This window comes from Vibrio mediterranei (genome assembly GCF_013364395.1).
In the GTDB taxonomy this organism is placed as follows: domain Bacteria; phylum Pseudomonadota; class Gammaproteobacteria; order Enterobacterales; family Vibrionaceae; genus Vibrio; species Vibrio mediterranei.
In genome coordinates this window covers 283,648-309,306 of the sequence record NZ_JABXGK010000008.1, presented here as the reverse complement: position 1 = coordinate 309,306, position 25,659 = coordinate 283,648, and the positions used below count along the sequence as shown (strand labels likewise).

24 protein-coding genes are annotated in these 25,659 nt (G+C 44.6%); 17 read left to right on the top strand and 7 right to left on the bottom strand.

Annotated features, from left to right (window positions below; all coding sequences use genetic code 11):
• Positions 1–105: 105 nt before the first annotated feature.
• The 3 genes from phnW to phnX are packed head-to-tail and all read left to right on the top strand — an operon-like array spanning position 106 to position 3,393.
• Complete coding sequence (gene phnW, locus HOP38_RS18415; protein WP_006069276.1) at positions 106–1,209, top strand: 2-aminoethylphosphonate--pyruvate transaminase; 1,104 nt, start codon at positions 106–108, stop codon at positions 1,207–1,209.
• The gene (locus tag HOP38_RS18410) at positions 1,209–2,582 is read left to right on the top strand and encodes an aspartate aminotransferase family protein (RefSeq protein WP_006069277.1); all 1,374 of its coding nucleotides are present in this window, start codon (positions 1,209–1,211) and stop codon (positions 2,580–2,582) included. Before phnW ends, HOP38_RS18410 begins: the two co-directional genes overlap by 1 nt.
• Positions 2,575–3,393 (top strand): phosphonoacetaldehyde hydrolase, encoded by an 819-nt coding sequence (gene phnX, locus HOP38_RS18405; protein ID WP_038226168.1) that lies wholly within the window; start codon positions 2,575–2,577, stop codon positions 3,391–3,393. The genes HOP38_RS18410 and phnX overlap by 8 nt, the downstream gene beginning before the upstream one ends.
• 95 nt (positions 3,394–3,488) lie before the next feature.
• Here the strand turns inward: phnX and HOP38_RS18400 are convergent, their stop codons facing one another.
• Entirely contained in the window at positions 3,489–4,202 is a 714-nt protein-coding gene (locus tag HOP38_RS18400) for a GntR family transcriptional regulator (protein ID WP_006069279.1), read from the bottom strand.
• Positions 4,203–4,457: 255 nt separating this feature from the next.
• Between HOP38_RS18400 and mngA the strand changes: the two genes are divergently transcribed.
• The 7 genes from mngA to HOP38_RS18365 all read left to right on the top strand — a co-directional run bounded on the left by mngA (position 4,458) and on the right by HOP38_RS18365 (position 14,115).
• Positions 4,458–6,392, top strand: coding sequence for a PTS 2-O-a-mannosyl-D-glycerate transporter subunit IIABC (gene mngA / locus HOP38_RS18395; RefSeq protein WP_124941760.1), 1,935 nt, complete (start codon positions 4,458–4,460; stop codon positions 6,390–6,392).
• Positions 6,393–6,519: 127 nt separating this feature from the next.
• Complete coding sequence (gene mngB, locus HOP38_RS18390) at positions 6,520–9,159, top strand: mannosylglycerate hydrolase (RefSeq protein WP_198558650.1); 2,640 nt, start codon at positions 6,520–6,522, stop codon at positions 9,157–9,159.
• Between the two features lie 386 nt (positions 9,160–9,545).
• A complete protein-coding gene (locus HOP38_RS18385; RefSeq protein ID WP_198558649.1) occupies positions 9,546–10,556 on the top strand; it encodes a linear amide C-N hydrolase in 1,011 nt (336 codons plus the stop codon).
• Positions 10,557–10,734: 178 nt separating this feature from the next.
• A complete protein-coding gene (locus HOP38_RS18380; RefSeq protein WP_006069283.1) occupies positions 10,735–11,517 on the top strand; it encodes an SDR family NAD(P)-dependent oxidoreductase in 783 nt (260 codons plus the stop codon).
• A 34-nt stretch (positions 11,518–11,551) separates the two neighbouring features.
• Positions 11,552–12,547, top strand: coding sequence for an AraC family transcriptional regulator (locus HOP38_RS18375; protein WP_198558648.1), 996 nt, complete (start codon positions 11,552–11,554; stop codon positions 12,545–12,547).
• Positions 12,548–12,659: 112 nt separating this feature from the next.
• Positions 12,660–13,037 (top strand): VOC family protein, encoded by a 378-nt coding sequence (locus HOP38_RS18370; protein ID WP_198558647.1) that lies wholly within the window; start codon positions 12,660–12,662, stop codon positions 13,035–13,037.
• A gap of 286 nt (positions 13,038–13,323) precedes the next feature.
• Positions 13,324–14,115 (top strand): nucleotidyltransferase domain-containing protein, encoded by a 792-nt coding sequence (locus HOP38_RS18365; protein WP_124941755.1) that lies wholly within the window; start codon positions 13,324–13,326, stop codon positions 14,113–14,115.
• A gap of 78 nt (positions 14,116–14,193) precedes the next feature.
• On the opposite strand, the gene HOP38_RS18360 is transcribed toward HOP38_RS18365, so the two are convergent.
• The 3 genes from HOP38_RS18360 to HOP38_RS18350 form a co-directional block, all read right to left on the bottom strand.
• Positions 14,194–14,850, bottom strand: a complete 657-nt coding sequence (locus HOP38_RS18360) for an HAD family hydrolase (protein ID WP_198558646.1) — start codon at positions 14,848–14,850, stop codon at positions 14,194–14,196.
• 110 nt (positions 14,851–14,960) lie between these two features.
• Positions 14,961–15,635, bottom strand: a complete 675-nt coding sequence (locus HOP38_RS18355; protein ID WP_198558645.1) for a hypothetical protein — start codon at positions 15,633–15,635, stop codon at positions 14,961–14,963.
• A 30-nt stretch (positions 15,636–15,665) separates the two neighbouring features.
• Positions 15,666–16,130 (bottom strand): c-type cytochrome, encoded by a 465-nt coding sequence (locus tag HOP38_RS18350; RefSeq protein WP_198558644.1) that lies wholly within the window; start codon positions 16,128–16,130, stop codon positions 15,666–15,668.
• A gap of 119 nt (positions 16,131–16,249) precedes the next feature.
• Between HOP38_RS18350 and HOP38_RS18345 the strand changes: the two genes are divergently transcribed.
• The 3 genes from HOP38_RS18345 to HOP38_RS18335 all read left to right on the top strand — a co-directional run bounded on the left by HOP38_RS18345 (position 16,250) and on the right by HOP38_RS18335 (position 17,817).
• Positions 16,250–16,888 carry a cytochrome b/b6 domain-containing protein gene (locus tag HOP38_RS18345; protein WP_198558643.1) on the top strand — a complete coding sequence of 213 codons (639 nt, stop codon included), beginning with the start codon at positions 16,250–16,252 and terminating at the stop codon, positions 16,886–16,888.
• A 2-nt stretch (positions 16,889–16,890) separates the two neighbouring features.
• Positions 16,891–17,319 carry a MarR family winged helix-turn-helix transcriptional regulator gene (locus HOP38_RS18340; RefSeq protein WP_006069291.1) on the top strand — a complete coding sequence of 143 codons (429 nt, stop codon included), beginning with the start codon at positions 16,891–16,893 and terminating at the stop codon, positions 17,317–17,319.
• A gap of 207 nt (positions 17,320–17,526) precedes the next feature.
• Positions 17,527–17,817, top strand: a complete 291-nt coding sequence (locus HOP38_RS18335; RefSeq protein WP_198558642.1) for a putative quinol monooxygenase — start codon at positions 17,527–17,529, stop codon at positions 17,815–17,817.
• Positions 17,818–18,087: 270 nt separating this feature from the next.
• On the opposite strand, the gene HOP38_RS18330 is transcribed toward HOP38_RS18335, so the two are convergent.
• Both HOP38_RS18330 and HOP38_RS18325 read right to left on the bottom strand, forming a co-directional pair.
• On the bottom strand, positions 18,088–18,258 hold the full coding sequence (locus tag HOP38_RS18330; RefSeq protein WP_006069293.1) for a hypothetical protein: 171 nt from the start codon (positions 18,256–18,258) through the stop codon (positions 18,088–18,090).
• 203 nt (positions 18,259–18,461) lie between these two features.
• Positions 18,462–18,890, bottom strand: a complete 429-nt coding sequence (locus tag HOP38_RS18325; RefSeq protein ID WP_006069294.1) for a VOC family protein — start codon at positions 18,888–18,890, stop codon at positions 18,462–18,464.
• A 218-nt stretch (positions 18,891–19,108) separates the two neighbouring features.
• On the opposite strand from HOP38_RS18325, the gene HOP38_RS18320 reads away from it, so the two are divergent.
• Together HOP38_RS18320 and HOP38_RS18315 are read left to right on the top strand one after the other, a co-directional pair.
• Entirely contained in the window at positions 19,109–19,648 is a 540-nt protein-coding gene (locus HOP38_RS18320; protein WP_006069295.1) for a porin family protein, read from the top strand.
• 98 nt (positions 19,649–19,746) lie between these two features.
• Positions 19,747–20,751 carry a LysR family transcriptional regulator gene (locus HOP38_RS18315; RefSeq protein WP_081411507.1) on the top strand — a complete coding sequence of 335 codons (1,005 nt, stop codon included), beginning with the start codon at positions 19,747–19,749 and terminating at the stop codon, positions 20,749–20,751.
• Here the strand turns inward: HOP38_RS18315 and HOP38_RS18310 are convergent.
• Positions 20,726–21,325 carry a TetR/AcrR family transcriptional regulator gene (locus tag HOP38_RS18310; protein ID WP_198558641.1) on the bottom strand — a complete coding sequence of 200 codons (600 nt, stop codon included), beginning with the start codon at positions 21,323–21,325 and terminating at the stop codon, positions 20,726–20,728. The genes HOP38_RS18315 and HOP38_RS18310 overlap by 26 nt on opposite strands.
• 109 nt (positions 21,326–21,434) lie before the next feature.
• Here HOP38_RS18310 and HOP38_RS18305 point away from each other — a divergent pair, with 109 nt between their 5' ends.
• Together HOP38_RS18305 and HOP38_RS18300 are read left to right on the top strand one after the other, a co-directional pair.
• The gene (locus tag HOP38_RS18305) at positions 21,435–22,523 is read left to right on the top strand and encodes an efflux RND transporter periplasmic adaptor subunit (RefSeq protein WP_423250100.1); all 1,089 of its coding nucleotides are present in this window, start codon (positions 21,435–21,437) and stop codon (positions 22,521–22,523) included.
• 8 nt (positions 22,524–22,531) lie between these two features.
• Positions 22,532–25,627 carry an efflux RND transporter permease subunit gene (locus tag HOP38_RS18300; RefSeq protein ID WP_198558640.1) on the top strand — a complete coding sequence of 1,032 codons (3,096 nt, stop codon included), beginning with the start codon at positions 22,532–22,534 and terminating at the stop codon, positions 25,625–25,627.
• Positions 25,628–25,659 lie beyond the last annotated feature (32 nt).

Below are 25,659 nucleotides of genomic sequence, written 5' to 3'. Positions count from 1 at the left end.
GAGTGTGAAAGTTTTATGAAACCTTAAGTTGTGCCGTTTACTTCCCCTAATTATCGCTGTTAGATTAACCAAAACAAATTGGTATAGTCCAAATAGAGAAATAACATGAAGAACGATTATTTGCTGTTAACTCCAGGTCCTTTGTCTACATCAGAAACGGTACGTCAAGCGATGCTTAAAGACTGGTGTACGTGGGACGATGAATACAATAAAGATGTCGTCGAAGTCATTCGTGCCAAGCTGACCAAGTTAGCGACTTCCCATCACGGTTATACCAGCGTTTTAATGCAAGGTAGTGGTACCGCATCGGTAGAGGCAACTATTGGCAGTGCCATCAGTAAAGACGGAAAGTTGCTTGTCATCGACAATGGCGCGTACGGTGCGCGTATCGCCCAGATCGCAAGCTATCTCAATATCGCAACCCAAGTAGTTGCTCCTGGCGAGGTTAACCAACCAAATATTGATGCTATTGATACGCTGCTCAAGCAAGATGACACGATTACTCACGTTGCCATCGTACACTGCGAAACTACGACAGGCATGCTGAACCCTATTAAGCAAATTGCATCGTTGGCAAAACAACATAGCAAAGTGGTCATTCTAGACGCGATGTCGAGCTTTGGTGGTATTCCAATGGATATTGGTGAGTTGGGTATCGACTTTATGATCAGCTCTGCCAACAAATGCATCCAAGGTGTTCCTGGCTTTGGGTTTGTTATTGCCAAACAAACAGAGCTTGAGAAATGTAAAGGTCAGGCCCGCTCTCTCAGTCTCGATCTTTATGACCAATGGCAATGTATGGAAGTTAACCACGGCAAGTGGCGCTTCACTTCGCCAACTCATACTGTGCGAGCCTTCTATCAAGCATTAATTGAACTGGAACAAGAAGGTGGGATTCCCGCTCGTCATCAACGTTACTTTACCAATCAGAAAAAGCTGGTTGAAGGCATGCGTTCGCTAGGCTTTCGCACACTTCTTAACGACGATTTGCACTCACCGATTATCACTTCATTCTACTCGCCAGAGCACAGTGATTATCAGTTCAAAGAGTTCTACGACCGTCTAAAACAGCAAGGGTTTGTAATTTACCCAGGCAAAGTTTCCAACGCGGACTGTTTCCGTATCGGTAACATTGGCGACGTACACCCTGAAGATATTGAGCGCCTTATCATTGCCATCAAAAAGGCAATGTACTGGGAGGTAGCATAATGCCAGAGCAAGCGACCCATTTACGCAGCGAGGGGGACGTGAATAATACGCCCGCTCGCCACGAGTGGAATCAGAACATTCAAGACCAAGCGACTCAAGCACTGCTTAAACGTGACTCGGATGTGTTTCTGCATCAATCAATGTCCACGCCTTGCTTGGATTCTTTAGAAGCAGCTGAAGGTATCTACATTCAAGATACCCGCGGTAAGCGCTATATGGATTTTCATGGCAACAATGTTCACCAACTCGGCTATGGTCATCCTCATGTGATTAAACGAGTGACCGAGCAGATGCACTCGTTACCGTTTTCGCCACGTCGCTTTACCAACGAAACGGCGGTGCAATGTGCAGAAAAACTAACGCAAATTTGCGGTGGAGATTTGAGGCGTGTGTTATTTGCGCCTGGAGGCACTTCCGTTGTTGGCATGGCACTTAAGTTAGCACGCTACATTACCGGCAGCCACAAAGTAGTTTCATTATGGGATTCTTTCCATGGTGCGTCACTGGACGCCATTTCTGTCGGAGGTGAAGCCTGCTTTCGTGAAGGTATGGGGCCTTTGATGGCAGGTGTTGAGCGTATTCCACCCGCCGTGTCCTACCGAGGTGCCTTGCCTTCTCAAGATGGCAGCGATGTACATTATGCAGATTATCTAGAATACGTTATCGAGAAAGAAGGCGGCATAGGTGCCTTTATTGCTGAAGGTGTTCGTAATACCGATGTTCAAGTGCCAAGTAAAGCCTACTGGCAACGTGTACGCGAAATATGTGACAAGCATAATGTGCTGTTGATTATCGACGACATCCCAAACGGTATGGGCCGAAGCGGTGAGTGGTTCACCTATCAAGCCTTTGATATCGAACCGGATATTTTATGCATTGGTAAAGGTTTCGGTGGTGGTTTGGTGCCTATCGCCGCCATGGTAACCAGAGAAAAATACAACACCGCTGCAGAGATTTCTCTGGGTCACTATACCCACGAGAAGAGTGCGCTTGGCTGCGCGGCGGCACTGGCTACCATGGAAGCCATTGAACAAGAGAATCTTTTAGAAAAAACACGTCGTGACAGTGAGTATGTCAAAACTCGCCTAGAAACGATGAAGCAACAGTATCCAGTCATTGGTGACGTACGCGGTATTGGTCTACTCTGGGGTGTGGAATTAGTGAAGAGTCATGTCACTAAAGCACGCGCATTCGATGAGGCAGAACAAGTTCTTTACCAATGTCTGAACCACGGACTGAGTTTTAAGGTGTCGCAAGGCAACGTTATTCAGCTTAGTCCCCCCCTCGTTATTACTCGTGAAGAGCTGACGACCGCACTCGATATTTTCGAGCAAGCAATCACTAAAGTATGTAAGGATTTCAACTATGTCTAATTCATCTCCAATTCAAGCCATTGTATTCGACTGGGCAGGAACTATCGTGGACTTTGGTTCATTTGCACCAACGAGTATTTTCGTGGAAGCATTTAAACAAGGTTTCGACTTCGATATTACGCTTGCCGAAGCTCGTGAGCCTATGGGCATTGGTAAATGGGACCACATTAAAGCGGTCGGCCAATTACCAGAAGTAAAAGTGCGCTGGGTTGCGCAATTCGGCAAAGAGATGAGTGACTCAGATGTAGACGCTATTTACGCTGCTTTCATGCCTTTGCAAAAAGCCAAAGTCGCCGATCATGCCGAGCCGATTCTTAATGCCGTTGAGGTGGTGAATTCATTCAAAGATAAAGGAATCAAGATTGGCTCTTGCTCTGGTTACCCAAGAGAGGTCATGGATGCACTTATTCCTGTCGCTGCGGACTATGGCTACAAGCCGGATTATGTGGTTGCCACAGATGATCTTCCTCAAGGTGGCCGCCCTGCACCATTTATGGCACTGAAAAACGTTATTGAGCTTGGTGTTGGCTGTGTTGGCGCTTGTGTGAAAGTCGATGACGCTGCGCCGGGCATCGAAGAAGGTCATAATGCGGGAATGTGGACCGTTGGCCTGCTGCTATCAGGCAACGAAGCAGGCTTAACGTTTGACGAATACCAATCAGCGGATCACGCCACTCTTAATGCAGCTCGTGAGCGCGCTCGCACGAAACTTGGCAAAGCATCACCGCACTACCTCATCGATACCATCGCCGACCTCCCAGACGTCGTAGCGGATATCGAAAAACGTCTTGCTGCTGGCGAACGTCCTTAACGAGGACACTTCGACAGTACAAGAAGCGCGCTAAGCTCCTTTGGCTTATCGAGCATTTGAACGCAAAACCCGCAGCTAGGCTGCGGGTTTTTGCGTTAATGTCGTTTAGCCACCAAGGTAAATTTATATTCACTAGATTTAAAGTAGTTACGACTATACTCGAACACCGTATCTCCGCGTAAATAACCTCTAGTTCGCTTCTCTATGATGGGCTGAGCTGGGTTAATTTGCAGTAGATCAGCAATATCTTCCGGTGGTAATACAGGAATGATCTCTTGTTCGCTGCGATCGATGACCAAGCCTTTTTGTTTCTCAATAAAATCGTACTTAGAGCCTTGCATGACCTGATAAGTCAGGTCTGGGAACATACTCGTTGGCATCCAAGTTTCTTCCACTGTGATTGGGTTATCGTCCAAAAAGCGAACGCGTTTAATGTAAAAGATACGTTCTCCTTCTGAGATCTCTAAATGTTCAGCCATAGTGATAGATGCGGCTTGAATCTCAAAGGCCAGTACATCACTGTGAGTCACACCTTGTAAGTGAGCCCATTTCTCAGCAAAACTGGTTTGTTGGTATATATCGTAATTAACACGGTTTTCTTTTACATATGTACCGCTACCTTGAATACTCTCTAGCTCCTGGTTCTCTACCAATAACTTGATAGCCTGCCTGACAGTCACCCGACTCACAGAAAACTCTTCACGCAACTGAGCTTCAGTGGGCAATGCTTCCCCCACTTTATATTCTCCACTACTAATTTTTTCGCGGATCGCATCGGCAATTCTGCGATACATCGGTAATCTCGCCATACTAACCTCTACTACCTGATTACGGCGTCAATTGAGTCGGAGCACTCAACATTAACTATATTTAACCAACATGATACGAATTGATAGACTAATGACAAGCAGTTGTTACTACAAAAAACTTAAATTTAAATACAACAACAATACATATTTCCAGATAAATGAGATCTTGATCATGGATCATTTGTATCAAATAGGTATTATTCACTCATTGTTGACAGGACAACAATAGATGAATGTAACAATGGGACAAAAGTTATGAACCTAACATCTCTTACCAACCCATCGCTGATAAACCTACAAACGACATTTGAAAGTCGTGATGCAGCGATTGAAGCCCTTGCCGAACAATTACACCAACAAGGCAAGTTGTACAATAAGGAAGAATATTTAAAGGCTGTATTCGAGCGTGAAGCTCAAGGCCCAACAGCGCTAGGTGAAGGCTTAGCGGTACCACATGGGAAAACTGACGCGGTGAAAGAAGCCGCTTTCGCAGTCGCCACCCTTTCAAAAGATCTCAAATGGCAAGGACTTGATGAAGATGAAGACGTTAATCTCATCTTCTTAATTGCGATTCCAAATGCAGAGGCAGGCTCAACACATATGCACCTGCTTACCGAACTGACCACTACACTGGTTGACGACGATGTGCGCCACGCGGTCCTCAATGCTACAACTTCAGAACAAATTCTGGATTTATTGACTGGGAAAGACAACACTGCCGAAGAACAAGACAACTTAGATACAAATGCACCAACCGTTGTTTGTGTAACCGCCTGCCCTGCTGGTATTGCTCATACCTACATGGCAGCCGAGTACCTTGAAAAGACAGGTAAAAAGCTAGGCTACAAGGTCTATGTTGAGAAACAAGGTGCGAACGGGATTGAAGACCGTTTGACTGCAGAACAGTTGAACAAAGCCACGGCTGTTGTGTTTGCAGCAGAAGTCGCAATCAAAGAAGTTGAACGCTTTAATGGTATCCCACGTGTTGAAGTGCCAGTGGCAGAGCCAATCAAACACGCAGAACGTATTCTGAACGACGCGATTGAAGCAGGTAAGAACAGTGCTGGTGCTGAGCGTACTATCGCAACAGACGATAAACCGAAAAAACTACCGCTGAAAACAGAGCTAAAACAAGCACTGCTCTCGGGTATCTCTTATGCCGTTCCTCTTATTGTGGCTGGCGGTACAGTTCTGGCAGTGGCCGTTCTTATTGCCCAAATTTTCGATCTGCAAGAATTGTATGCAACCGATGGTTCGTGGCTATGGATGTATCGTAAGCTTGGCGGCGGTCTGCTTGGCACCCTAATGGTTCCTGTACTTGCCGCTTACACCGCTTACTCGCTTGCTGATAAACCAGCGCTTGGTCCCGGTTTTGCTGCAGGTATCGCTGCCAACCTAATCGGTTCAGGCTTCTTAGGTGGCGTAGTTGGTGGTCTGATTGCGGGTTATGTAATGCGTTGGGTGAAAGAGAATGTTCGCCTTAGCCCTGCCTTCAACGGCTTCTTAACCTTCTACTTATATCCAGTTATTGGCACTTTGGTTGCAGGTTCATTAATGCTGTTTGTTATCGGTAAACCTGTTGCATGGCTTAACCAAGGCCTGACGGACTGGCTAAACGGCATGTCTGGCACAAACGCTCTACTTCTGGGCGCAGTGATCGGCTGTTTCGTGTCATTCGACTTAGGTGGTCCAGTAAACAAAGCGGCATATGCATTCTGTCTTGGTGCGATGGCGAATGGTGTTTACGGTCCATACGCTATCTTCGGCTCAGTGAAAATGGTCTCAGCTTTCACCGTAACAGCATCGACCATGCTTGCTCCGCGTCTATTCAAAGATTTCGAAATTGAAACCGGAAAATCAACCTGGTTACTTGGTCTAGCAGGTATCACTGAAGGTGCTATTCCGATGGCAATTGAAGATCCTATCCGTGTTATCGGCTCATTCCTACTCGGTTCCATCGTTACAGGTGCCATGATTGGTGCAGCAGGTATCGGTCTATCGACTCCAGGAGCAGGTATCTTCTCAATCTTCCTGCTGCACGATGCCGGTATTGGTAGCTTTATGGCAGCCGCAATATGGTTCGGCGCAGCCTTAATAGGTACCGCTATCTCAACCGTTACCTTACTAGCGTGGAGAGCGCATGCCGTAAAAAAGGGCAAATTTGAAGCTCAGGTAGCCACGCAAAACTAATCAAAATTATTAATCAATAAGCTGAAGGGCACAGATTCTCTGTGCCCTCAATCAGCAACTAGTAACGATCAATCCCTTGATATTAAAGAATTTAAACTCACTGCAAAGCAGTCCAAAGGTTAACACAATGACTACATCTCGCGTTCATATCACTCCTCACATGCACTGGGACCGTGAATGGTATTTCACCACCGAAGAATCTCGAATTCTACTGGTGAATAATATGGAAGAAATCATGCAACGTCTGGAAACAGACCCTGAGTACAAATACTACGTACTCGATGGCCAAACTGCCGTTATTGAAGATTACTTTGCCATCAAACCAGAAAACAAGCAGCGAGTAAAAGCGCTCGTTGAGGCAGGTAAGTTAATTGTTGGTCCTTGGTACTCGCAAACCGACACCATGCAAGTCTCTGGTGAGTCTATTGTACGCAACATGCTTTATGGATTACGCGACTGCCTTGCTCTTGGCGAACCAATGAAGATTGGTTATCTGCCAGACTCTTTCTCAATGAGCTCTCAATTGCCAATGATCTATAACGGTTTCGACATCGACACTGCCATGTTCTGGCGCGGCTGTTCTGAGCGCCACGGTACCGACAAAACCGAATTCTTGTGGCAATCAAACGACGGCTCAGAAGTCATGGCGCAGGTGCTGCCTCTTGGCTATGCGATTGGTAAATACCTACCACAAGACGAAGAAGGTCTGCGTGCGCGTCTCGATAAATACTTCCCCGTGCTTGAAAAGCCATCTGTGACCAAAGACATCCTATTGCCAAACGGTCACGATCAGATGCCAATCCAAAAAGACATCTTTGAGGTGATGGACAAGCTACGTGAAATCTACCCAGATCGTGAGTTCGTTATGAGCCGCTTTGAAGAGGTGTTTGATCGAATCCGCGAAGAGCGTGACAACCTAGATACCATCAAAGGTGAGTTTAACGACGGTAAGTACATGCGTGTTCACCGCACCATTTCTTCAACTCGCATGGACATCAAGCTTATCCACGCAGAGGTAGAAAACAAGATCGTTAATATCCTTGAGCCGCTCGCTTCCATCGCTTGGACTCTTGGGTTTGAATACCACCATGGTCTTATCGAAAAAATGTGGAAAGAGAGTATGAAGAACCATGCTCACGACTCTATTGGCTGCTGCTGCTCAGATAAAGTTCACGCTGAAATTTTAAACCGTTACATCCTAGCGGATGATATGGCGACCAACCTGATCAATTTCTACAAACGTAAGATTGTTGACCATATGCCTGCTCGTGAAGGATGTGACAAACTTGCGTTCTTTAACCTGTCACCATACGAGCGTGAAGAAGTGATCAATACAACCATCACCATTCGAGCTGACAAGTTCAACCTGTTTGATGATGAGGGCAACGCGGTCGAATACTTTATCCGAGAACAACGTGTTATCGACCCTGGCAAAATTGACCGCCAAATTGTTCACTATGGAAACTACGACCCATTTATTGAGTACGATATCCAGATTAAATATTCTGTACCGGCAATGGGGTACACGACGCTTCACATCCAAGGTAACCAAGACGGGGCACAAAAAGCGATTCATTCAAGCGCCGATATACTTGAAAATGAGTTCTACCAAATCACAGTCAACAACAACGGTACGTTGACTGTGCTGGATAAAGACACTCAGATGACGTTCGACCAAGTATTGCGTGTCGAGGATGGCTCTGACGATGGCGACGAGTACGATTACTCACCTTCTCGCCAAGAATGGCTGCTGTATTCCGACGAGTTTGATGTTGAAACCAGCATCAAACATGAAGGCTTCCAGTCTGTCGCAACGATCAAGACTCGCATGAACGTACCTGCAAACCTTGAAGAGCGCGAAGCGCGTTCAGGCCAAAACGGATTTGTTGATGTGGACTGCCAAGTGGTTCTAAAACAGGGCTCTCGCCGTATTGAAGTCCGCATGGAAATGGACAACCAAGCCGACGATCACCGTGTTCGAGTTCTCGTTCCAACACCATTCGTATCTGAAACTGTCGTTGCCGATAATCAGTTTGGTCTCATAACGCGCCCGACGAACGATCCTGCGATGGATGTTTGGGAGCAAGAAGGCTGGAAAGAAGCACCCGTACCCGTTTATCAATTGATGAACTTCGCAGCGGTTGAGAACAACACGGGCGGTGTGGCACTAATGAGCAATGGTCTGCGTGAATTCGAAGTCATTTCCAGTCAAGGTAACGCGCAACGTGATACTTTCGCGCTCACGCTATTCCGTGGTGTTGGGGTCCTTGGGAAGGAGAACCTTCTTCTTCGACCAGGCCGACCATCTGGTATCAAGATCCCAACACCAGATTCTCAAACTCGCGGCAAGATCGTGTGTGAGTTTGCGCTGTTTGGTTTTGCTGGCAACCACATAGATGCCAACATCATGGCAGAATCACGTGACAATGTAACGCCAATACAGTGCTACAACAAAATTCCTTATAACGCGATGAAGTTGAATGTGGGCGAGCAAAACAAACCGCTGACTTACTCCTTGCTCAATAAGAATCAAAAAGGGGCCGTTCTGAGTGTGCTTAAGAAAGCAGAAGATGAAGATGCATTGATTCTCCGAGTCTACAACCCATCAGAAACTGCAAGCATTGAAGACAATATCGCATTCAAAGAATCAGTTACCTCTTGGAGAGAGGTCAGTATGGACGAACGAATTCGAGATACTAACATTGAGATGCAATCCTTCGGATCGCTGAAACCGTGTCAGGCTAGAAGCTTCCAAATTAAGCTTTAAGCTAAGTTTGTGGTCAGCAAAAAGCATCGTGCTCCGCTTCTTTGCTGACTACTCCCTTTACCAATATCAAGGGAATGGTACTGTCTTTCGGTTATCACCATACCAGCGACGTACCTAGAGCCTGTTTAATTGAGACTTCACAGGCTCACTATTGGTAACTTATGGTCCTGATAAGTTCATAATCAAGCTCTTTGACCAACCCCGCTGCGAGGCGGGTTTTTTCATTAATCTCCTCCTAATTAGCCCCCCTACCAACGCTCCATCTATTGGTTATAACAATGGTTCCTATTTTGAATCCATTAGTTGCTCACTTTAGATTGTCATTCAAACCAAGTAGGTACTTCTTTAGGCAAGGATGTTATCTATCAAAGATTCGGAGCGAACAAATGAAAAAGTCAATTCTTACACTGTTACTAACCGCAACAACCAGTGGGGTAATTGTTGGTACCGCAGATGCATGCACCTATGCAACTTTTGAAGCTAATGATAAATCCTTTGTAGCTCGCACTATGGAATTGCCATTTGAAGCTCATGAGATGCTCACAGTCGTTCCAAGAGGGCATGAGTTCGCTGAGTTTACGGCTAAATATGGCTTTGTTGGGATGCAACATGGTCAAGAAGATATGGTGTCTTCAGGCATTAATGAGCATGGTGTTTCGGTTGAGGCACTAGCACTCGGAGCTGCGGATTATCTACCAGCAGGTAAGGGTGATATTTCACAGATCGCACTTGGGGCTTACATTCTTGGTAACGCACGTTCAACCGATGAAGCAGTCACGATACTTCATAATCTGAAAGTGCATCTTGGTAAAATGGCAGGGGTCGGCGCTATAGGGGTACATCTTGCAATCAACGATGGTGAGCGTAAGGTCGTAGTGGAACATACTCAAGGCGATGGCATAGCCGAGATTTACGAAAACGATCTCGGCGTCATGACCAATGATCCAGTCTATCCTGTTCAAGTAGAACTGGCGCAGATGATGCTTGATGGTAAAGGTTATGATGATGCAAAAGTACAGTTTGCAGAAGAGACCTTTAAAGGTTTTGACCGCTCACCCACTGGACGTTTCCAACAAATGGTGGCATTAAACGCGACTCAAGATAGCACCAGAATCGTTACTGACTTTGATGCAGTTAACCGTGCATGGTCAATGATCAATAGTGTTGATGTGGTGCAAGGGACCCTGTATTGGCGACACTTCGATCCCGAAAATCCACAAATGACCGGCTATTCGAATGTCACTGATATTAACAACAAAGACTATTACTTCCGTACCTACGACAACCAACAGATTCGCAAAGTCGATATCGATACTATTGATTTCGCCAACACTACTTACAAGCAGTTTGACATCTTCAGAACCATTGATGGCTATCAAGTTATTGATATTAATTAATTTATCATTCTATCTATAAACTGTTAGATGTGCGCAAACCTTGTGTGCATTTAACTTTGGCATGATCGGAATTCACAATGGCGTGATCTGATATGAGGTGGCACCATTTGTAGACCTATAATCTCTCCATCAAACAATGACACTTTCATCGTTAACCTAACACTGGGAGAGATTCATCATGGCGAACACAGCACTTATTACTGGCGCATCAAGTGGCATCGGACTTGAACTGGCTAAAGTCCACGCGCAAAAAGGTGGTGACTTAGTTTTAGTCGCTCGTTCTCAAGCGAAACTCGAAGCATTGAAAGCTGAGCTTGAAAGCCAATTTGGCATTAACGTTACCGTTCTACCCGCCGACTTAGCCAAGCTTGACTCTGCGCACTCGTTGTTTGCACAAACGGAAGCGGCTGGGATCCAAATCGATATACTGATTAATAATGCAGGCTTCGGTGGTCATGGTCATTTTCATGAACGTACTCTTGAAGATGAGCAAGCAATGATGCAAGTAAACATGGTTACCTTGACTAACCTCACCCACCTTTATTTAAAAGGCATGGTAGAACGAAACAAGGGTAAGATACTTAATGTTTCGTCCACAGCCTCTTTCATACCCGGTCCTTTGCAAGCCGTTTACTACGCAACAAAAGCATACGTGACCTCTTTTAGCCAAGCGGTCGCTGAAGAAGTAAAGGAACACAACATCTCCGTTACAGCCTTATGTCCAGGTGCAGTCGCGACAGGGTTTGTTGAAGCAGGAAATCTCGAAGGTGTGGATGTTTGGAAGAACGCGAAAACACCGCGTTCCGTTGCTGAGTGTGGCTATCAAGCAATGGAAAATGGCGAACTGATTGCATTCAATGAGCCAGGTTTGAAGTTCATGCTGAATTGGATTGTTCCTTTCCTTCCCCGTAAGATGGTACTGAAAATTTCGCGCAAAGCGATGGAGAAAAACCGCAAATAACATCACATTACCTCACCTAAATAGAAGTATTGAAATGAAGAGAGCCAATAAGTTCGTTATTCCACCAAACTGGAAACTGATGTTCAACGACCTAGATCTAAACATAGAGGAAGTACTTGCTTACGCGAAACTGCCCAAAGGGCTATTCGCACAAGAAAAAGTACAGCTTTCCCCGTCTCAATACTTCCAATTGTGGCATGGTGTTGATCTCGCAGCACACGGGCGAGATATGCCGTTAGAATTTGCCAAAGTGATGAGCCTGGAGTTCTTCGATGTCCCTATCTATGCCGCCATATGCACACCTAACCTTAATGCAGCAGCAAAACGTCTTCAGGAATACAAACCCCTTATTGGCCCAATGGTATTGGATATTGATACCAATGATGAATATACGGAGTTACTCATTAGCTGCTACGGATTTGAAGCGCCATTACCACTTTGCCTGAATCTCTCGGAGCTTATTTTCTTCACTCAACTAACGCGTCTAGCAACGCGCCAGAATATTGCACCACTGCGCGTTGAGCTCCCTGCACTTCCAGACAACTTGGATCAGTACGAAAGCTATTTTGGTTGCCCTATTACCCTAGGCAGCAACACCAGTATCCGTTTCAGCTCTAAAGATGCAAATACGCCATTTTTGACCCGTAATCAGTTGATGTTAAAGTGCTTTGATAGTGAGTTGCAAAAACAGCTCAGCGAAACCGTTGGCAAACAAAACGTTGTCGATCACGTGAAGAAAGTCCTGCTCGATGCACTACCTCAGGGGCAAAGCAGTATCGATTATGTTGCTCGTGAACTGGCCATGAGCAAACGAACATTGCAGCGCAAACTGTCCCATGAAAATCTGACTTTTCAAGAGTTACTTCAAGAGGTTCGGCAAAGCTTGGCGAAAGATTACCTCATTAAATCCGAGCTCCCTGTGAGTGAGATTTCTTTTTTATTAGGCTTCCAAGAATGCAACTCATTTATTCGGGCTTACACCTCTTGGAATGGGCTTTCACCGGCTCAACAACGTGAGCAGTTAATGTAACTACAAACCATCACGTGGCTTGATACGCAAACTGCAACATAACTTTGTCGATCTATTTTCAATCGATATTTGCTATAAGGTTTAATGGAAATAGCGGTAAAGGAGATTTATTTTGTATAGCCACGTATTTTTAGGCGCCAACGATATCCCAGCTTCCAAGGCGTTTTATGACTCAACTATGTCCGTTTTAGGATACGGTGAAGGGGTACTAGACGCAAAAGGGCGCTGTATGTATTTCAGTCCAACGGGGGTACTAGGTCTTACGACACCAATTGATGGTCAACTAGCATCTCACGGCAATGGCATGACTATCGGATTTCTTGCAACCTCGCCAGAACAGGTTGACATATGGCATGAGGTCGGAGTTAGAAATGGTGGGATCGCCTGTGAAGATCCACCTGGAATCAGAGATACCGATGAACGTAAACTCTATATGGCATACCTAAGAGATCCGGCTGGAAACAAGATTTCGGCGACCTGCTTCTTATAGTTTGAGCATTGCGTTTGATTTAAAGATCTTCTAAAGGAATGAAGTTTGTCATTCCTTTTTCACATCATAGCTAGCATAGCTTTTACAAAGTGCGTGTCGTTGATCAACACTTTGACCAACCCTTTTGCGAACCTCTGTGTCAGATAGTTCTATATTAGTCGGCACTTGAAACTAACAAGCATCCTAATAAAGCTTGATAGTAAGTCATAAGTTGATATCCTGTAATGCTGCATAAATTTTACCGCACCAGCAGTTGCACTCACCAACCTATCTTAGAAGGTAAAATATGAAGTTTCCGAAATCACTTCCTTCCGCTCATCGTGCACAACTTGAACAAATCGTCAGTGTACTCTCTCAGGATCCTCGATTTTGCGGCATTGGTTGCAGTGGCTCTTACGCGTCTGACACTATGGACCAATATAGCGACTTAGACTTTGTTATTGCTATCGAACCTAAATACTATCAAGAAGTTATGGCACAACGCTTCGATATACTAAGTCAATTTGACGATATGCTAGCAGCCTTTACCGGTGAACATGTGGGTGAACCCAGACTCATTGTGTCTGTATTCGGTGAATTGGAACTTGTTCACGTCGACTTCAAGTTTGTTTCACTACCTGATGCTGCAGTACGAGTCGATGATACTCAAGTTCTTTGGGAAAAAGACAGCATGTTGAGCGATGTGTTTGCCACTGCCAAACCAAGCTACCCTCAACCTGACCCACAATGGATCGAGGATCGCATCTGGATTTGGACGCATTATGCTGCAACGAAAATAGCTCGAGGTGAATATTTTGAAACGTTAGAGTTTCTCTCTTTTCTGCGTTTTCATGCTCTGTCCCCCCTTGCCCTCAAGCAAGCGGGTTTAACGCCATCTGGCGTACGTACCATAGAAAAAAGGCTACCAGAGTTTGCTAAGAAACTAGAAAAAACTGTAGCGTTACCAGAAAAGGAATCGTTGAAGTCTGCACTTGAACATTGCGTATTAATCTACCTAGAGCTGAGAGCAAACGAATCTATCGAAGTCAATGATAGAGCAAAATTAGCCTGTGTTGATTATCTAAAAAACATAAAGTGATGACAAATATAGAAAAGTAAGAGTTTCCGTGAGTTGCCTCTTAGCAACTCACATTTTTACATCTATTGGCTCGTTTTCTCATGCCACGGCATGACTATCAACCATTGTTATTACATCCTGCACCGACTCCACGACACAATCCGCAATTGAAAACGCAGGGTTATTTTCAAAAGGCATAGCAATGGTGGTTAGCTGCGCCGCAACAGCGGCTTTCACACCTGTTAGGCTGTCTTCTAATGCGAATGCCTGCTCCACTGGAACATCTAATCGCTGACAAACTTCCAAATAGACATCGGGAGCTGGTTTACCATTTGGTACGTCTTCTGCGCTTAACATCAAGTCAAAGCTGTCTTGTATACCTAGTTTTTCAGTCACCGCATGAATAATTGGATAAGCAGAAGAGCTGGCTAGAGCGAGGCGAAAGCCTCTTTGTTTTAAGTCTGAAATCAGTGTCGGAATACCCTCTATCGCCTCGCCTTCCTGTTCGACAAGTGCAACTACTCTTTGCATTATCTCTGATTCCAACACCTTAGCATCCACACTCAAGTTAAACATTTGAATCCATGTAGCAGCGATATCGTCAAGTCGTTTTCCCATAGTGTTTTCAATGCAGTCGTCAATCGTGGCGCTCGCTCCGTAATTAGCTAACACTTCAATCTGCGCCTTTCGCCAAAAAGGTTCTGACTCAATAAGTACGCCATCCATATCAAACACAAAAAGTGACTTTGTCGTCATGTCTTATCCTACTTCAATCTGAATAAACTCTATGGATAGTATAAGGTTATGCAGGCCAGTGGAATAGAAAGGTAGGCCGCAACCGAAACTTGATTGCAGCACTTTGTGTTTTACAATTTACTCATATCTAGCTTGTGACCCAGAGGCTCTACTTGCACGTCGGCGTAGCCCATTGTCACCGCCTCAAATTGCTTACTCATTTCCAAAGCATGTGCGGCATCTTTGGCAAGCACCGCCACCAAATAAGTGGGCCTGACAACACCACTCTCTAAATTCTGAGTATTGATGTACGACGAGGTTACCGTGCCAACTTGATTAAGTGCTATCACTCGCTGTAAATCAATGCCCAATACTCGGTCAATTTCCAAAGGCTCTACCCCAGACTTCCAAATGAAGGTGAGGCCAAAATTATTCGCTTTCGGTGTGTTGTCTAACCACTTTGATCCTAACAACTGAATGTGGTTTATTCTTACCAAATCTTGTTGGTACAAAGGTAAACTTGCTAGCTGGTCACGCACCGATTGCTCGCTTTCTGCTTCCATAACGAATTTTAGTAGCTGTGTTTTCTGTCCGCCTACTTGGCTATTTTCGACAAACATGTCTTTGATTTTTCCGTTATCCACCAGCTTCTTAAATGATGCTCGCTGTTCCGGCATCGTCTTAAGTACTTGTGCGATATCATCAGTGTTCCACTTCAACTCTACGCCATAATCGTACGCATAAGCAGAGCTAGCCCCTACAAGAAGTGCACCGATAACAAATAGATTTTTGATTATTTTTCTCATGACTTTACCTTCTAATTCAAATGATACTTCTTACCAACGTGAGCGATAGCTGCGGTGACAACTTTTACACGTAGATTCCGCAGCCTTTAGCCCCTTCTCGACTTCTGCAATAGATTGATTTTGCGCACCAAGCGCCACCTGCTGATAGCCTTGTTGCATCTGTTGCATTAATCGATTGAATTTTTCTGGCTTACTCCACACGCTTTCTTTCGCTTTACTTCCTTCTTGAGTCCCTAAAACAAAGGCACCGTTTAACGCATCACTGTTAGCCACAAGTTGCTCGCTCGCTTCTAACAAAGTCTGCCAGTCGGTATCACTACCATCGAGCGTTTTATTAACGGCCTTAGTTTGTGACTCAAGGGCTGTAAAGGCTTTTTGCCGAGCGTCTATGATGTCTAATGTTGCTGAGTCCGGAGCGGAATACGCTAGAGATGAAATACCTGTCGATAGTGCGAGCAAGAATACTAATTTGGTCGTCGAATGATGAGTGAACATATTTCCTCCACCTGCTTTGTATATTGTTGTTGACGCATTTAATTTACACAACAATTATTGCATACGCAACAGTTGCTGTGTAAATTAATGTCAACTGTTTAAGACTAGAGGATCAAATTATGCAAAAAGTTAAAGTTTGGGATCTTGCGACTCGACTCTACCACTGGATTCAAGCCCTTGTTTTTGCGGGACTAGTATTCACTGGCTTTAGTAATCAAGGGCCCCATATCCAATTGGGACTAGTTTTATTTACATTACTACTTTGGCGCGTGATATGGGGTTTTATTGGTAGTGAAAGTAGCCGATTCCGTTCTTTTCTTAAGCATCCAAAAGTAATTGTCCGATATACATTCGGTAAGGCAATCTCATATGTTGGGCATAACCCGCTAGGTGCAGTCATGGTTGTTGCAATGATCGGTACATTACTCATTCAGTGTGTTACCGGCATGCTTTTAGCTGGAATGTTTGATGGTTTGGAGAGTATCGGCATTTTTATTCCCGAGCCTCTTTATGACATTGCAGACACCACTCACGCATTATTCGCTGACATGTTACCAATCATGGTCGCGCTGCACGTTGGAGCTATTGTTATCTACAAACTACGTGGCAAAAGTCTGCTTATGTCTATGTTCACAGGGCAACAGATACTCAACGCAGATGCACTATCTCCTTCTTTATCGAGCAACTTTAAAGCGTTGTTAGTGCTAATCATCTCAATATTAGTTACGATGACAATAGTTGCTTTTTCAATGGTGTAAAAATGAAGACAGAATTCGAACGCCAAACCAGCTTTGGTTGGCTATTAAATGTTGTGGCAAATCATGCATCAAAAGAGTTTGATAAGAGATTGCGAGAAAAGGGACTGACGCTAGCGTTATGGCCAACTCTAATGTGTTTGTGGGAAAAGGAGGGCGTCACTCAACGAGAGATTGCGCAAATGTCCAAGGTAGAGAGCTCAACAACGACTAGAACACTCGACAAATTAGAAGCTCTAGAATTGGTCGAGCGACGTGCCGACCCAGAAAGTCGTCGCTCCTTCAGGATCTTTTTGACAGACAAAGGGAAAGCCCTTAAGGAAGAAGTCATTCACCTACCGGTCGAAGTCAATCAAGCGTTGCTAGCCGGGCTTGAAGATGAAGAACAAAGAACTTTGATTGCAACATTGCAGAAGTTGGTAGAGCGTATATGAGTCCATCTGCGCCGCTCACATCGCTTTAACTGAATTGTTTGAATACTTGTGAGTGCCGAAGCGGTTCGACTCCAGAAACACGTCGATTATCAATGATGGTTTGATAATCTTTCAAATCTCTCATTATTTTTGTTTTATTTAAGCCAAGATAAGATGTTGTTATCCAGTTATCACCAACCAAAAGATCCATTCTAACGAGGAAATACCATGGCAAAGCTGACTATCGTCGCTAACATCATTGCAAAACCTGATCAGATTGAACTTGTGAAATCAGAGCTTCTTAAACTCATTGATATCACACGTAAAGAACAAGGTTGTATCAACTACGACTTACACCAAGATAATGAAAACCCTGCGCACTTTGTATTTTACGAAAACTGGGAGTCGCGCGAGCTGTTAATGGCACACTTAGCCGCACCACATATTGCTCAATACAAAGCCGCAACCGACGGCGCCGTTGAGAGTTTTACGCTTAACGAAATGACTCAAGTTGGCTAATTGCCACCAAACTATTGGTCAAATAGTAGCGCCCTAATGACAAAAATCGCCCAAATTTGTAAGGCAAGGTATTCTAGTTTTATCCATAAATCCATAGTGTTATCGCAGTCCATTGTATGAACTTTTACGGTAACAAGGTATGTGAGGATTGACAGTGAAGAATTCTCAGAACAATGAATACAGCGTGAAGGTTATTAATAGTGCTGTTAGATGCCGGTCATTAGGGTAACCACTAAAGTACGCCCAAACGATGGTTTGGGCATACGTTTACTACTGTTTTTCAAAAGTTCCGGTGCTTTTGATCATCACATCTAGGAAGCCTGAAGCGTTGCTTTTATCAGAACCGGAGTTTTTCATCTGGTTTTGAGCACCTTTCAATCTCGCCATCAATTCTTGACGCTGTTTTTCTACATCACTAGTGATTTCTTTTTTATCAGTCATAACAGGTTCTCTTGTGTAGCATTGATAAGAACACGTTAGTTCAAGTTTTAAACTTCAACAAATGACAGCTATTCGTAGATCTAAACCTTCATCACTCCACCTATGAACAATTAGAATCAAAAAGTGGAAATTTCATTTATATCAATACATTAGCTAAGCCCCCATCGAATCCCCGACATATTGATAATACTCATAGGACATTATCAAATACTATAGTCATTTCGTTCCGAACTGTTGTTTGAGGAATATTCGACAAACTCAAACTGCATATTATGATCCTCCACGTAATAAGCACTACGACGATGGGGATGCTCTCCTCCCCAATGATCCAATTCATAACCTGCGATTTTTAGCCGTTCAACTGTTTCGTCAAGGTCATCTACGACGATTCCTATGTGTTTTACGCCTGTCCAATGGTTGTTCCAATCTGCTATTCGACCATCACCTCCCGATTGGACTGCGATGTAAGAGCGATCATCTCCGACATGAAACCACTCCACTTCCTTGCCATACCATTCTTCCATTTTTCCTTGACCTCTAATCCGCCAGTCTGGTAATGCTGCTAATAAAAACTCTATCGTTTTCCTAGGGTTAACTAGCGTAATGTTGGCATGCTCGATATATCCATTCATCGTATTATTCCTTCTGTTAGTGATTGGATCTTAGCGTAATTCCTCAAGTTAGCTTGAGGTCAAGGACTATTTAACAGTGGGGTCATAAGCAGGAGTTATCAGACTATTAATAACTGATGATTAGTGTCTTTTTAACCAATCATTACACTAGCCCTCATCGAAACAGAGCACGGAATGCAAACCACAAGCAGGATTGCTTTTACAATTAAGGGTTAGTAATGAAAAAGTTAGTTCTTGCCACCGCTATCGCAGCAATCTCAACTGGCGCATTTGCAAATACAGATTTTAGTGGTCATCGTGTTGGTATAGGTGCTTCAAGCCTAGAATTTAGTGACTCACTGGGAAGCTGGAATTTAGGCACAGGCGTCAAAGTTGAATACGGTTATGATTTCAACCAAATCTTTGGTATCAACGTGTCTTATGCTTGGAACCAGGATGATGTTTACGTTCCATTCTACGATGAAACATTGGATTACAAAGCTCGCACCTTAAAAATTGATACTGATATTGGTTACGCCTTTGACCTTGGTCAAGGGTGGATTAAACCTTACGGTGTAGTTGGTCTTGCTTTCCTAGGTGATGAAATCAATACATCGAACTATGGCAAAATAACGGGCAATGACTCAAGTGTCTATCTCGGTGCTGGCGTGCGTGGCCAACTTGACATGGGCTTATACGCAGATCTTCGCGTCGATCTACCAATGTATGGTGATCTTGACGCAGACTACCTATCATTTACGGTTGGTTACAAATTCTAACCTAATAGATAACAGGCAGTTAAACCACCTATACCAAGCCAATGTGATTCCACGTTGGCTTTTGACGTATTTCTAACATTGCAAGTGCTAACATTCCCATGTCATCCATAAAACCGAGTAATACAGTGCCGAAAGACCGTTTTGCCAATCTCGATCTTAATCTTCTTCGAGTGTTCAAGGTGCTTTACGAAGAGAAAAACATGCGTAAAGCGGCGGAACGTTTGTACGTATCTCAACCAGCTGTCAGTCAATCACTACAAAAATTGCGTCATCAATTTGATGACCCATTATTCGTTAAAGTGAAATCAGGCTTAGCTCCAACTCCATTTTCTGAGCAGCTATCGAGCTCGTTACTTCCTCTATTGTACGATATTGAAAATGTCGTCAATGATAGTGATGTCTTTGACCCGGCTCAGTTAGACCAAGACATTACCATTGCCCTCTCTTCGAGCTTTGTTTTCTCCATTTCTGGTGAATTGTATCGCTATTTTCGTGAACATGCTCCAGGCCTACGAATCCATATTGCATCGTGGAATGATCAAACAGTAACCGCTATCGAAAAGGGAGAAATACTACTAGGGATCAATGCTGAATTAACCGACAGCTACCCTTTCATGGAAAAGCGAACAATTGGTGAGATTAACGCTTGCTTACTCGTTAGAAAAGAGCACCCGATTACTAAGAAAAAGGTAACGGTTGAGTCTATGTCGAAGTATCCATTGGCACGACTAATCGTCAGTAACTACAGTAAATATACAAGCCCTACCGTTGAAATCTTCAAACGCCTGGGGTATCCACTAGAAGTGGGGTTTAGTTCCGAATACCCAGTTGCACTTATTGATGTTGTGCAGCAATCGGATATGTTTATGGGAACCACCAACTGCTTCCCGATACATAACTACCCAAATTTAGTCATGCTAAGTCCTGACCAAGTATTACCTGAAGCGCAGTATCCTGCATTGTCCTATTTTCACAGTCGCCACCAAAATAGTGCGCTAGTCAACTGGCTTAATGAGTCGATTATTCATATATTTCAGCAACGTAAAACCGAAAATGCCAATCACCACTTATCGTCGGTTAGCAACCCAATAGAAATAGCGTAACGCACTCTTCTATATATTGTTTGCGCTGTGCTTCAGTTTGCACTCCACTCTCACCTAAAAACGCCCAGTAAGCGGCTTTTCCATGGAACATCAGTAGAAGTTGCATCGCTGCATTTTCTGAGTCGTTGGGAAGAGAAATCGTACCTTTTTCATGATGACGTTGAAGATAATGGGCTAGAACATGAAGTGTTTTTTGAGGTCCAGATTGCAAATAGAGTGCAGATATTTGAGGGTGAGACTTCACCTGCCCTACTGCATTTCGAAACGTTTGCAGAACTTGCTCTTCAAGATGCATGTTCTGAAAGCGAACACCAAACTCCACCAAAGTAGGCTTGATCGGACTATCCAAACTTAACGCCGATTCATCAATCGCGCGCTGCTCACATCGATATTGAATGCAGGTTTCAAACAGCTGGTCTTTAGTTTTGAAATGAGAATAGACCGTTTGCTTTGAGACGTCAGCTAGTTTAGCGATCTGATCCATGCTCACCTTGTAGCCATGTTCGCAAAACAACTCACCCGCCGCTTTTAATATCTGTAGTCTCTTCTGTTCACTTTTTTGGATCATGCTCACAATACCAGTAGCAACCTTTGGAATAACTAATTTTTAACACAATCAAACTAGACAGTCTAGTTTGATTGTGATTATTCTATGACCAATAGGTTAGGTTTATAGGATGTCTATGATGCAAACAAAGCAATTACTAACAAAAGCATCAGCACTAGCAATTCTGATTTTGCTACAAGGTTGTCAAAAATCAGAGCAACCAGAGGTAGAGACGGTCGAGCCTTTGACTGTTTCCACCACTGAAATTACGTTAAGCCCTTCATACAAGGTTCAAAGGGAATACGTCGGTACAGTAAAAGCAGGTCAACAAGCTAATCTTGGCTTTGAGCTATCTGGCAAAGTGGATGCGTTATTTGTCGATGTGGGTGATGTCGTAGAAAAAGGCGAACCACTCATTAGACTCGATACGGATTTATTGGTCACCGAAGCTAACCAGTTAAGGGCACAAAATAATGAAGTGCGAGCCCAGCTAAAACTGGTTGAAGCCAATCTAAAACGTCAACAGTCTCTTAAGTCAAAAGGCTTCAGTGCGGAGGCCGAAATCGACGCCCTCACAAGCCAAGAAGGCGTATTGCAAGCCAATCTTGTGAGGCTACAAGCCGCGTGGAACGCAAATAAGCTAAAACAAGAAAAGTCGACCATCCTTGCCCCTTATTCAGGCGTTATTGCCAAGAGACATGTCTCTCTTGGGGATGTTGTCAACGTCGGAACACCAACCTTAGTACTGCTCGCCAGTGCCGGTAAAGAAGCCTTTATTGGTATTCCAGCTCAACAGCTTGAACGCGTCACCCAACTGACTTCTCCTGATGTGCGAGTCTCTAATGCTCATTATGGCGTCACACTTCTTAACCCAGGAGCGATGGTAGACACCAAGTCACGCAGCGTGTCACTGCGCTATCAGTTTCCTGAAGATGCTCATGTTTTGGAGGGAGAACTGGCTTATTTGGCATTCGAACAAACAATTGACGAACCAGGTTACTGGGTTCCACTCACTGCACTTATTGATGGCTTGCGAGGAGTGTGGAATGTTTATGTTATAGGCGCCGATAGTAAAGTAGAACGTCGCAGTGTGAACGTCTTATACGCCGATAGCCAACGTGCCTTTATCAATGGTTCACTTGCCAATGGCGAGTCTATCATTGCCAGTGGCCTGCACCGCGTTGTTCCGGGCCAACCCGTACAAATAAGCTCTCAATATCAATAGGTGGTGATATGAAAGCAGTTCAAATCATTACCAATACTCGGTTACTCATTTTAATGACTGCTCTGTTGATCGTTAGCGGTCTCGCCGCATTTTCGTCATTACCAAGAGCAGAAGATCCCATTATCACGAACCGTTTTGCCAATGTAACGACAAGCTTTCCGGGCGCAAGTGCTGAGCGAGTCGAAACCTTAGTTACTGAGGTAGTGGAAAACAAACTTAGGGAGCTTAGTGAAGTCAAACTACTAAGTTCAACATCTAGGCCAGGCATCTCTATTGTCACAATAGAGCTGAAGGATGAGATTACAGAGCCAGAGCCAGTCTGGTCCAAAGCAAGAGATAAACTGTCCGACATCACCCCTGTTTTGCCAACCGGTTCAGGCGCCCCTGATTTAGACAGTGACCACACCTACGCCTTTACCATCATTTCCGCGCTAACTTGGGACGGCCCTGGTGAAACCGATATTCTAACATTAGGTCGTTATGCTAAAGAGTTAGCTAAAAGACTCAGAACATTATCAGGCACTGAGTTTGTCGATGAATACGGCATGCCAAAAGAAGAGATTCAAGTTAACCTGCGGACTGCTGACACCGCGGCGTTTGGCCGCTCAAGTATCAACATCGGTGATAGCCTAACAGGCGCAGACGCGAAAAACTCTGCTGGCCAGCTAGTCAACCATTTCGCGCGCTTTGGGCTGGAAATTGAGTCAGAATTGGATTCGATAGAGCGAATTAAACAAGTGCCTTTGATCGTTGACGATAACGGTCATATTATTCGACTCGAAGATGTTGCCAGCGTCACTCGCAGCGCTAAGACACCTGAAAGTGAAATGGCACTCATTGATGGTGAACCCGGTGTTATTGTTGCAGCTCGAATGGTGCCTGAGTTACGTGTTGATCAATGGACCGCTAGAGCAATGAAGGTCATTGAACGTTTTCAGCAAGATTTACCCAGCAATATCAAGGTTAACATTCTCTTTGATCAACAAGGTTACACGACGACACGTTTGGTCGATCTGGGGCAAAGCTTGCTTATCGGTTTTAGTCTGATTCTGATTGTACTGTTTGTGACTTTAGGCGTAAGAGCAGCCGTGCTGGTCGCTATTGCGCTGCCCCTAACTTCAATGTTTACCCTGTCACTAATGAAAATGACGGGCATCCCTATTAACCAAATGTCGGTGACAGGACTTATCGTCGCATTGGGAATCATGGTGGATAACGCTGTGGTCATGGTGGACACCATCCAAAGCTATCGATTAAAAGGTCAGGCTCGCTTAGAGGCGACCATCAATGCACTGTCACATCTATGGGTGCCGTTGTTAGGTTCAACACTCACCACCATTCTCGCTTTTGCTCCAATTATTCTGATGCCCGGCGCTACCGGAGAATTTGTAGGCGCGATTGCGATCACTGTGTCCTTTTCTTTAGTGGGTTCTTATATCCTCTCACACACCGTCATTGCTGGGTTCGCGACTATGCTATTGCCTAGCCACGCGTCGGGAGACCATTGGTACAATACAGGGCTTCGCATTCCCGCTTTGACCCATGCTTTTGCTCGTTCAGTAAAACAGGCGATCAAACACCCTGCTATTTCTTTGCTACTTGTCTTAGCCGTCCCCATTACTGGCTATTGGAGTATCTCTCAACTGACTGAACAGTTCTTTCCACCTTCGGATCGAGACATGTTTGAGGTACAAGTATTTTTACCTCCACAAGCCAGTATTTACGCGACTGAGGCGTCTACGGAGCTTGTGGACAACATCATTCGTTCCTATGAAGGTGTAGAGCGAGTCGATTGGTTAGTTGGCGCTAACTTCCCATCGTTCTACTACAATTTACAAGCCACGCAAAACAACGCGCCGTACTTCTCACAAGCCATGGTTAAAATGGATTCATTCCAAACCGCTAATAAAGTCATTCCAGAGCTTCAGGAGAGGTTAAACAGAGAAATCCCTTCCGCTCAAATTTTGGTGAGAAAACTAGAACAAGGTCCTCCGTTTAAAGCACCAATAGAGTTACGAGTCTATGGTGAGAATCTCGATACGCTCAAATCTATAGGAGAGGATATCCGTCTCATTCTTGCCAATACGCCTCATGTCACACACACCAGAGAAACCCTGCAACCCGGTACACCAAAAGTTTGGTTAAAAGTGGATGAAGATACTGCCAAGCTCAATGGCATTACGCTCAACCAGTTTGCCAACATGTTGCAAGCGACGTTAGTCGGGCGAGAAACCGGTTCGGTCACAGAAGGTAGCGAGTCTATTCCTATTCGTGTACGTGTTGCTAATGAAGAGCGCGAAAACCTATCGCACCTTGGCAACTTACGTCTGCCTATTTCTTCCGATACGTATACCACAGGTGTCAGCGTATCGACACTGGCCGACCTTGAACTCACCACCAGCCGTGGCGCTATTACCAGACGCAATGGCGAGCGCGTTAATACCATTGAGGGCTATATCCAAGCGGGAGTGCTACCACAAACGGTACTTAATGAGTTCCAACAACGTTTGTCCCAATATACCTTACCAGCGGGTTATCATATCGATTTTGGTGGTGAGTCCGCAGAACGAGACCGCTCTGTAAGTCTGCTTATTTCGAATATTTCGGTTGTGGTGGTCTTGATGATTTTGGTCGTCGTCATGTCGTTCAATTCGTTTAGGTTAAGTACGATCATCTTTATGGTGGCGGGATTAGCTGGAGGATTAGGGCTGCTCTCTGTGTGGGTCTTCAACTATCCATTTGGCTTTACCGTCATCATAGCGATGCTGGGCATCATGGGACTGGCTATCAACGCGGCTATCGTAATTTTGGCGGAATTGAGATTAGATGAGAAAGCATCGTCAGGCGACATCGATGCTTCCGTCGATGCAGTTATGGCATGTACTCGCCATATTACCTCAACCACTATCACTACCGTTGGCGGATTTATGCCATTGATTATCGCAGGAGGAGGCTTCTGGCCACCGTTCGCCGTGGCTATCGCAGGTGGTACCGTCCTCACGACATTGATCTCTTTTTACTTTGTCCCTGTTGTTTATCGAATGATGGTTAAACCTCGCAAGCAGAGAAGCCTTAAGACAAAAGCAAAACAACAGGCGCTTTAAGCAGTGCTGAAAGAAACAAAAAACACTCACCT

Excerpts from the sequence above, each read along its gene's own strand:
- phnW (WP_006069276.1), top strand. The coding sequence starts at position 106 with ATGAAGAACGATTATTTGCTGTTAACTCCAGGTCCTTTGTCTACATCA.
- HOP38_RS18410 (WP_006069277.1), top strand. The coding sequence starts at position 1,209 with ATGCCAGAGCAAGCGACCCATTTACGCAGCGAGGGGGACGTGAATAAT.
- phnX (WP_038226168.1), top strand. The coding sequence starts at position 2,575 with ATGTCTAATTCATCTCCAATTCAAGCCATTGTATTCGACTGGGCAGGA.
- HOP38_RS18400 (WP_006069279.1), bottom strand. The coding sequence starts at position 4,202 with ATGGCGAGATTACCGATGTATCGCAGAATTGCCGATGCGATCCGCGAA.
- mngA (WP_124941760.1), top strand. The coding sequence starts at position 4,458 with ATGAACCTAACATCTCTTACCAACCCATCGCTGATAAACCTACAAACG.
- mngB (WP_198558650.1), top strand. The coding sequence starts at position 6,520 with ATGACTACATCTCGCGTTCATATCACTCCTCACATGCACTGGGACCGT.
- HOP38_RS18385 (WP_198558649.1), top strand. The coding sequence starts at position 9,546 with ATGAAAAAGTCAATTCTTACACTGTTACTAACCGCAACAACCAGTGGG.
- HOP38_RS18380 (WP_006069283.1), top strand. The coding sequence starts at position 10,735 with ATGGCGAACACAGCACTTATTACTGGCGCATCAAGTGGCATCGGACTT.
- HOP38_RS18375 (WP_198558648.1), top strand. The coding sequence starts at position 11,552 with ATGAAGAGAGCCAATAAGTTCGTTATTCCACCAAACTGGAAACTGATG.
- HOP38_RS18365 (WP_124941755.1), top strand. The coding sequence starts at position 13,324 with ATGAAGTTTCCGAAATCACTTCCTTCCGCTCATCGTGCACAACTTGAA.
- HOP38_RS18360 (WP_198558646.1), bottom strand. The coding sequence starts at position 14,850 with ATGACGACAAAGTCACTTTTTGTGTTTGATATGGATGGCGTACTTATT.
- HOP38_RS18355 (WP_198558645.1), bottom strand. The coding sequence starts at position 15,635 with ATGAGAAAAATAATCAAAAATCTATTTGTTATCGGTGCACTTCTTGTA.
- HOP38_RS18350 (WP_198558644.1), bottom strand. The coding sequence starts at position 16,130 with ATGTTCACTCATCATTCGACGACCAAATTAGTATTCTTGCTCGCACTA.
- HOP38_RS18345 (WP_198558643.1), top strand. The coding sequence starts at position 16,250 with ATGCAAAAAGTTAAAGTTTGGGATCTTGCGACTCGACTCTACCACTGG.
- HOP38_RS18340 (WP_006069291.1), top strand. The coding sequence starts at position 16,891 with ATGAAGACAGAATTCGAACGCCAAACCAGCTTTGGTTGGCTATTAAAT.
- HOP38_RS18335 (WP_198558642.1), top strand. The coding sequence starts at position 17,527 with ATGGCAAAGCTGACTATCGTCGCTAACATCATTGCAAAACCTGATCAG.
- HOP38_RS18330 (WP_006069293.1), bottom strand. The coding sequence starts at position 18,258 with ATGACTGATAAAAAAGAAATCACTAGTGATGTAGAAAAACAGCGTCAA.
- HOP38_RS18325 (WP_006069294.1), bottom strand. The coding sequence starts at position 18,890 with ATGAATGGATATATCGAGCATGCCAACATTACGCTAGTTAACCCTAGG.
- HOP38_RS18320 (WP_006069295.1), top strand. The coding sequence starts at position 19,109 with ATGAAAAAGTTAGTTCTTGCCACCGCTATCGCAGCAATCTCAACTGGC.
- HOP38_RS18315 (WP_081411507.1), top strand. The coding sequence starts at position 19,747 with ATGTCATCCATAAAACCGAGTAATACAGTGCCGAAAGACCGTTTTGCC.
- HOP38_RS18305 (WP_423250100.1), top strand. The coding sequence starts at position 21,435 with ATGATGCAAACAAAGCAATTACTAACAAAAGCATCAGCACTAGCAATT.
- HOP38_RS18300 (WP_198558640.1), top strand. The coding sequence starts at position 22,532 with ATGAAAGCAGTTCAAATCATTACCAATACTCGGTTACTCATTTTAATG.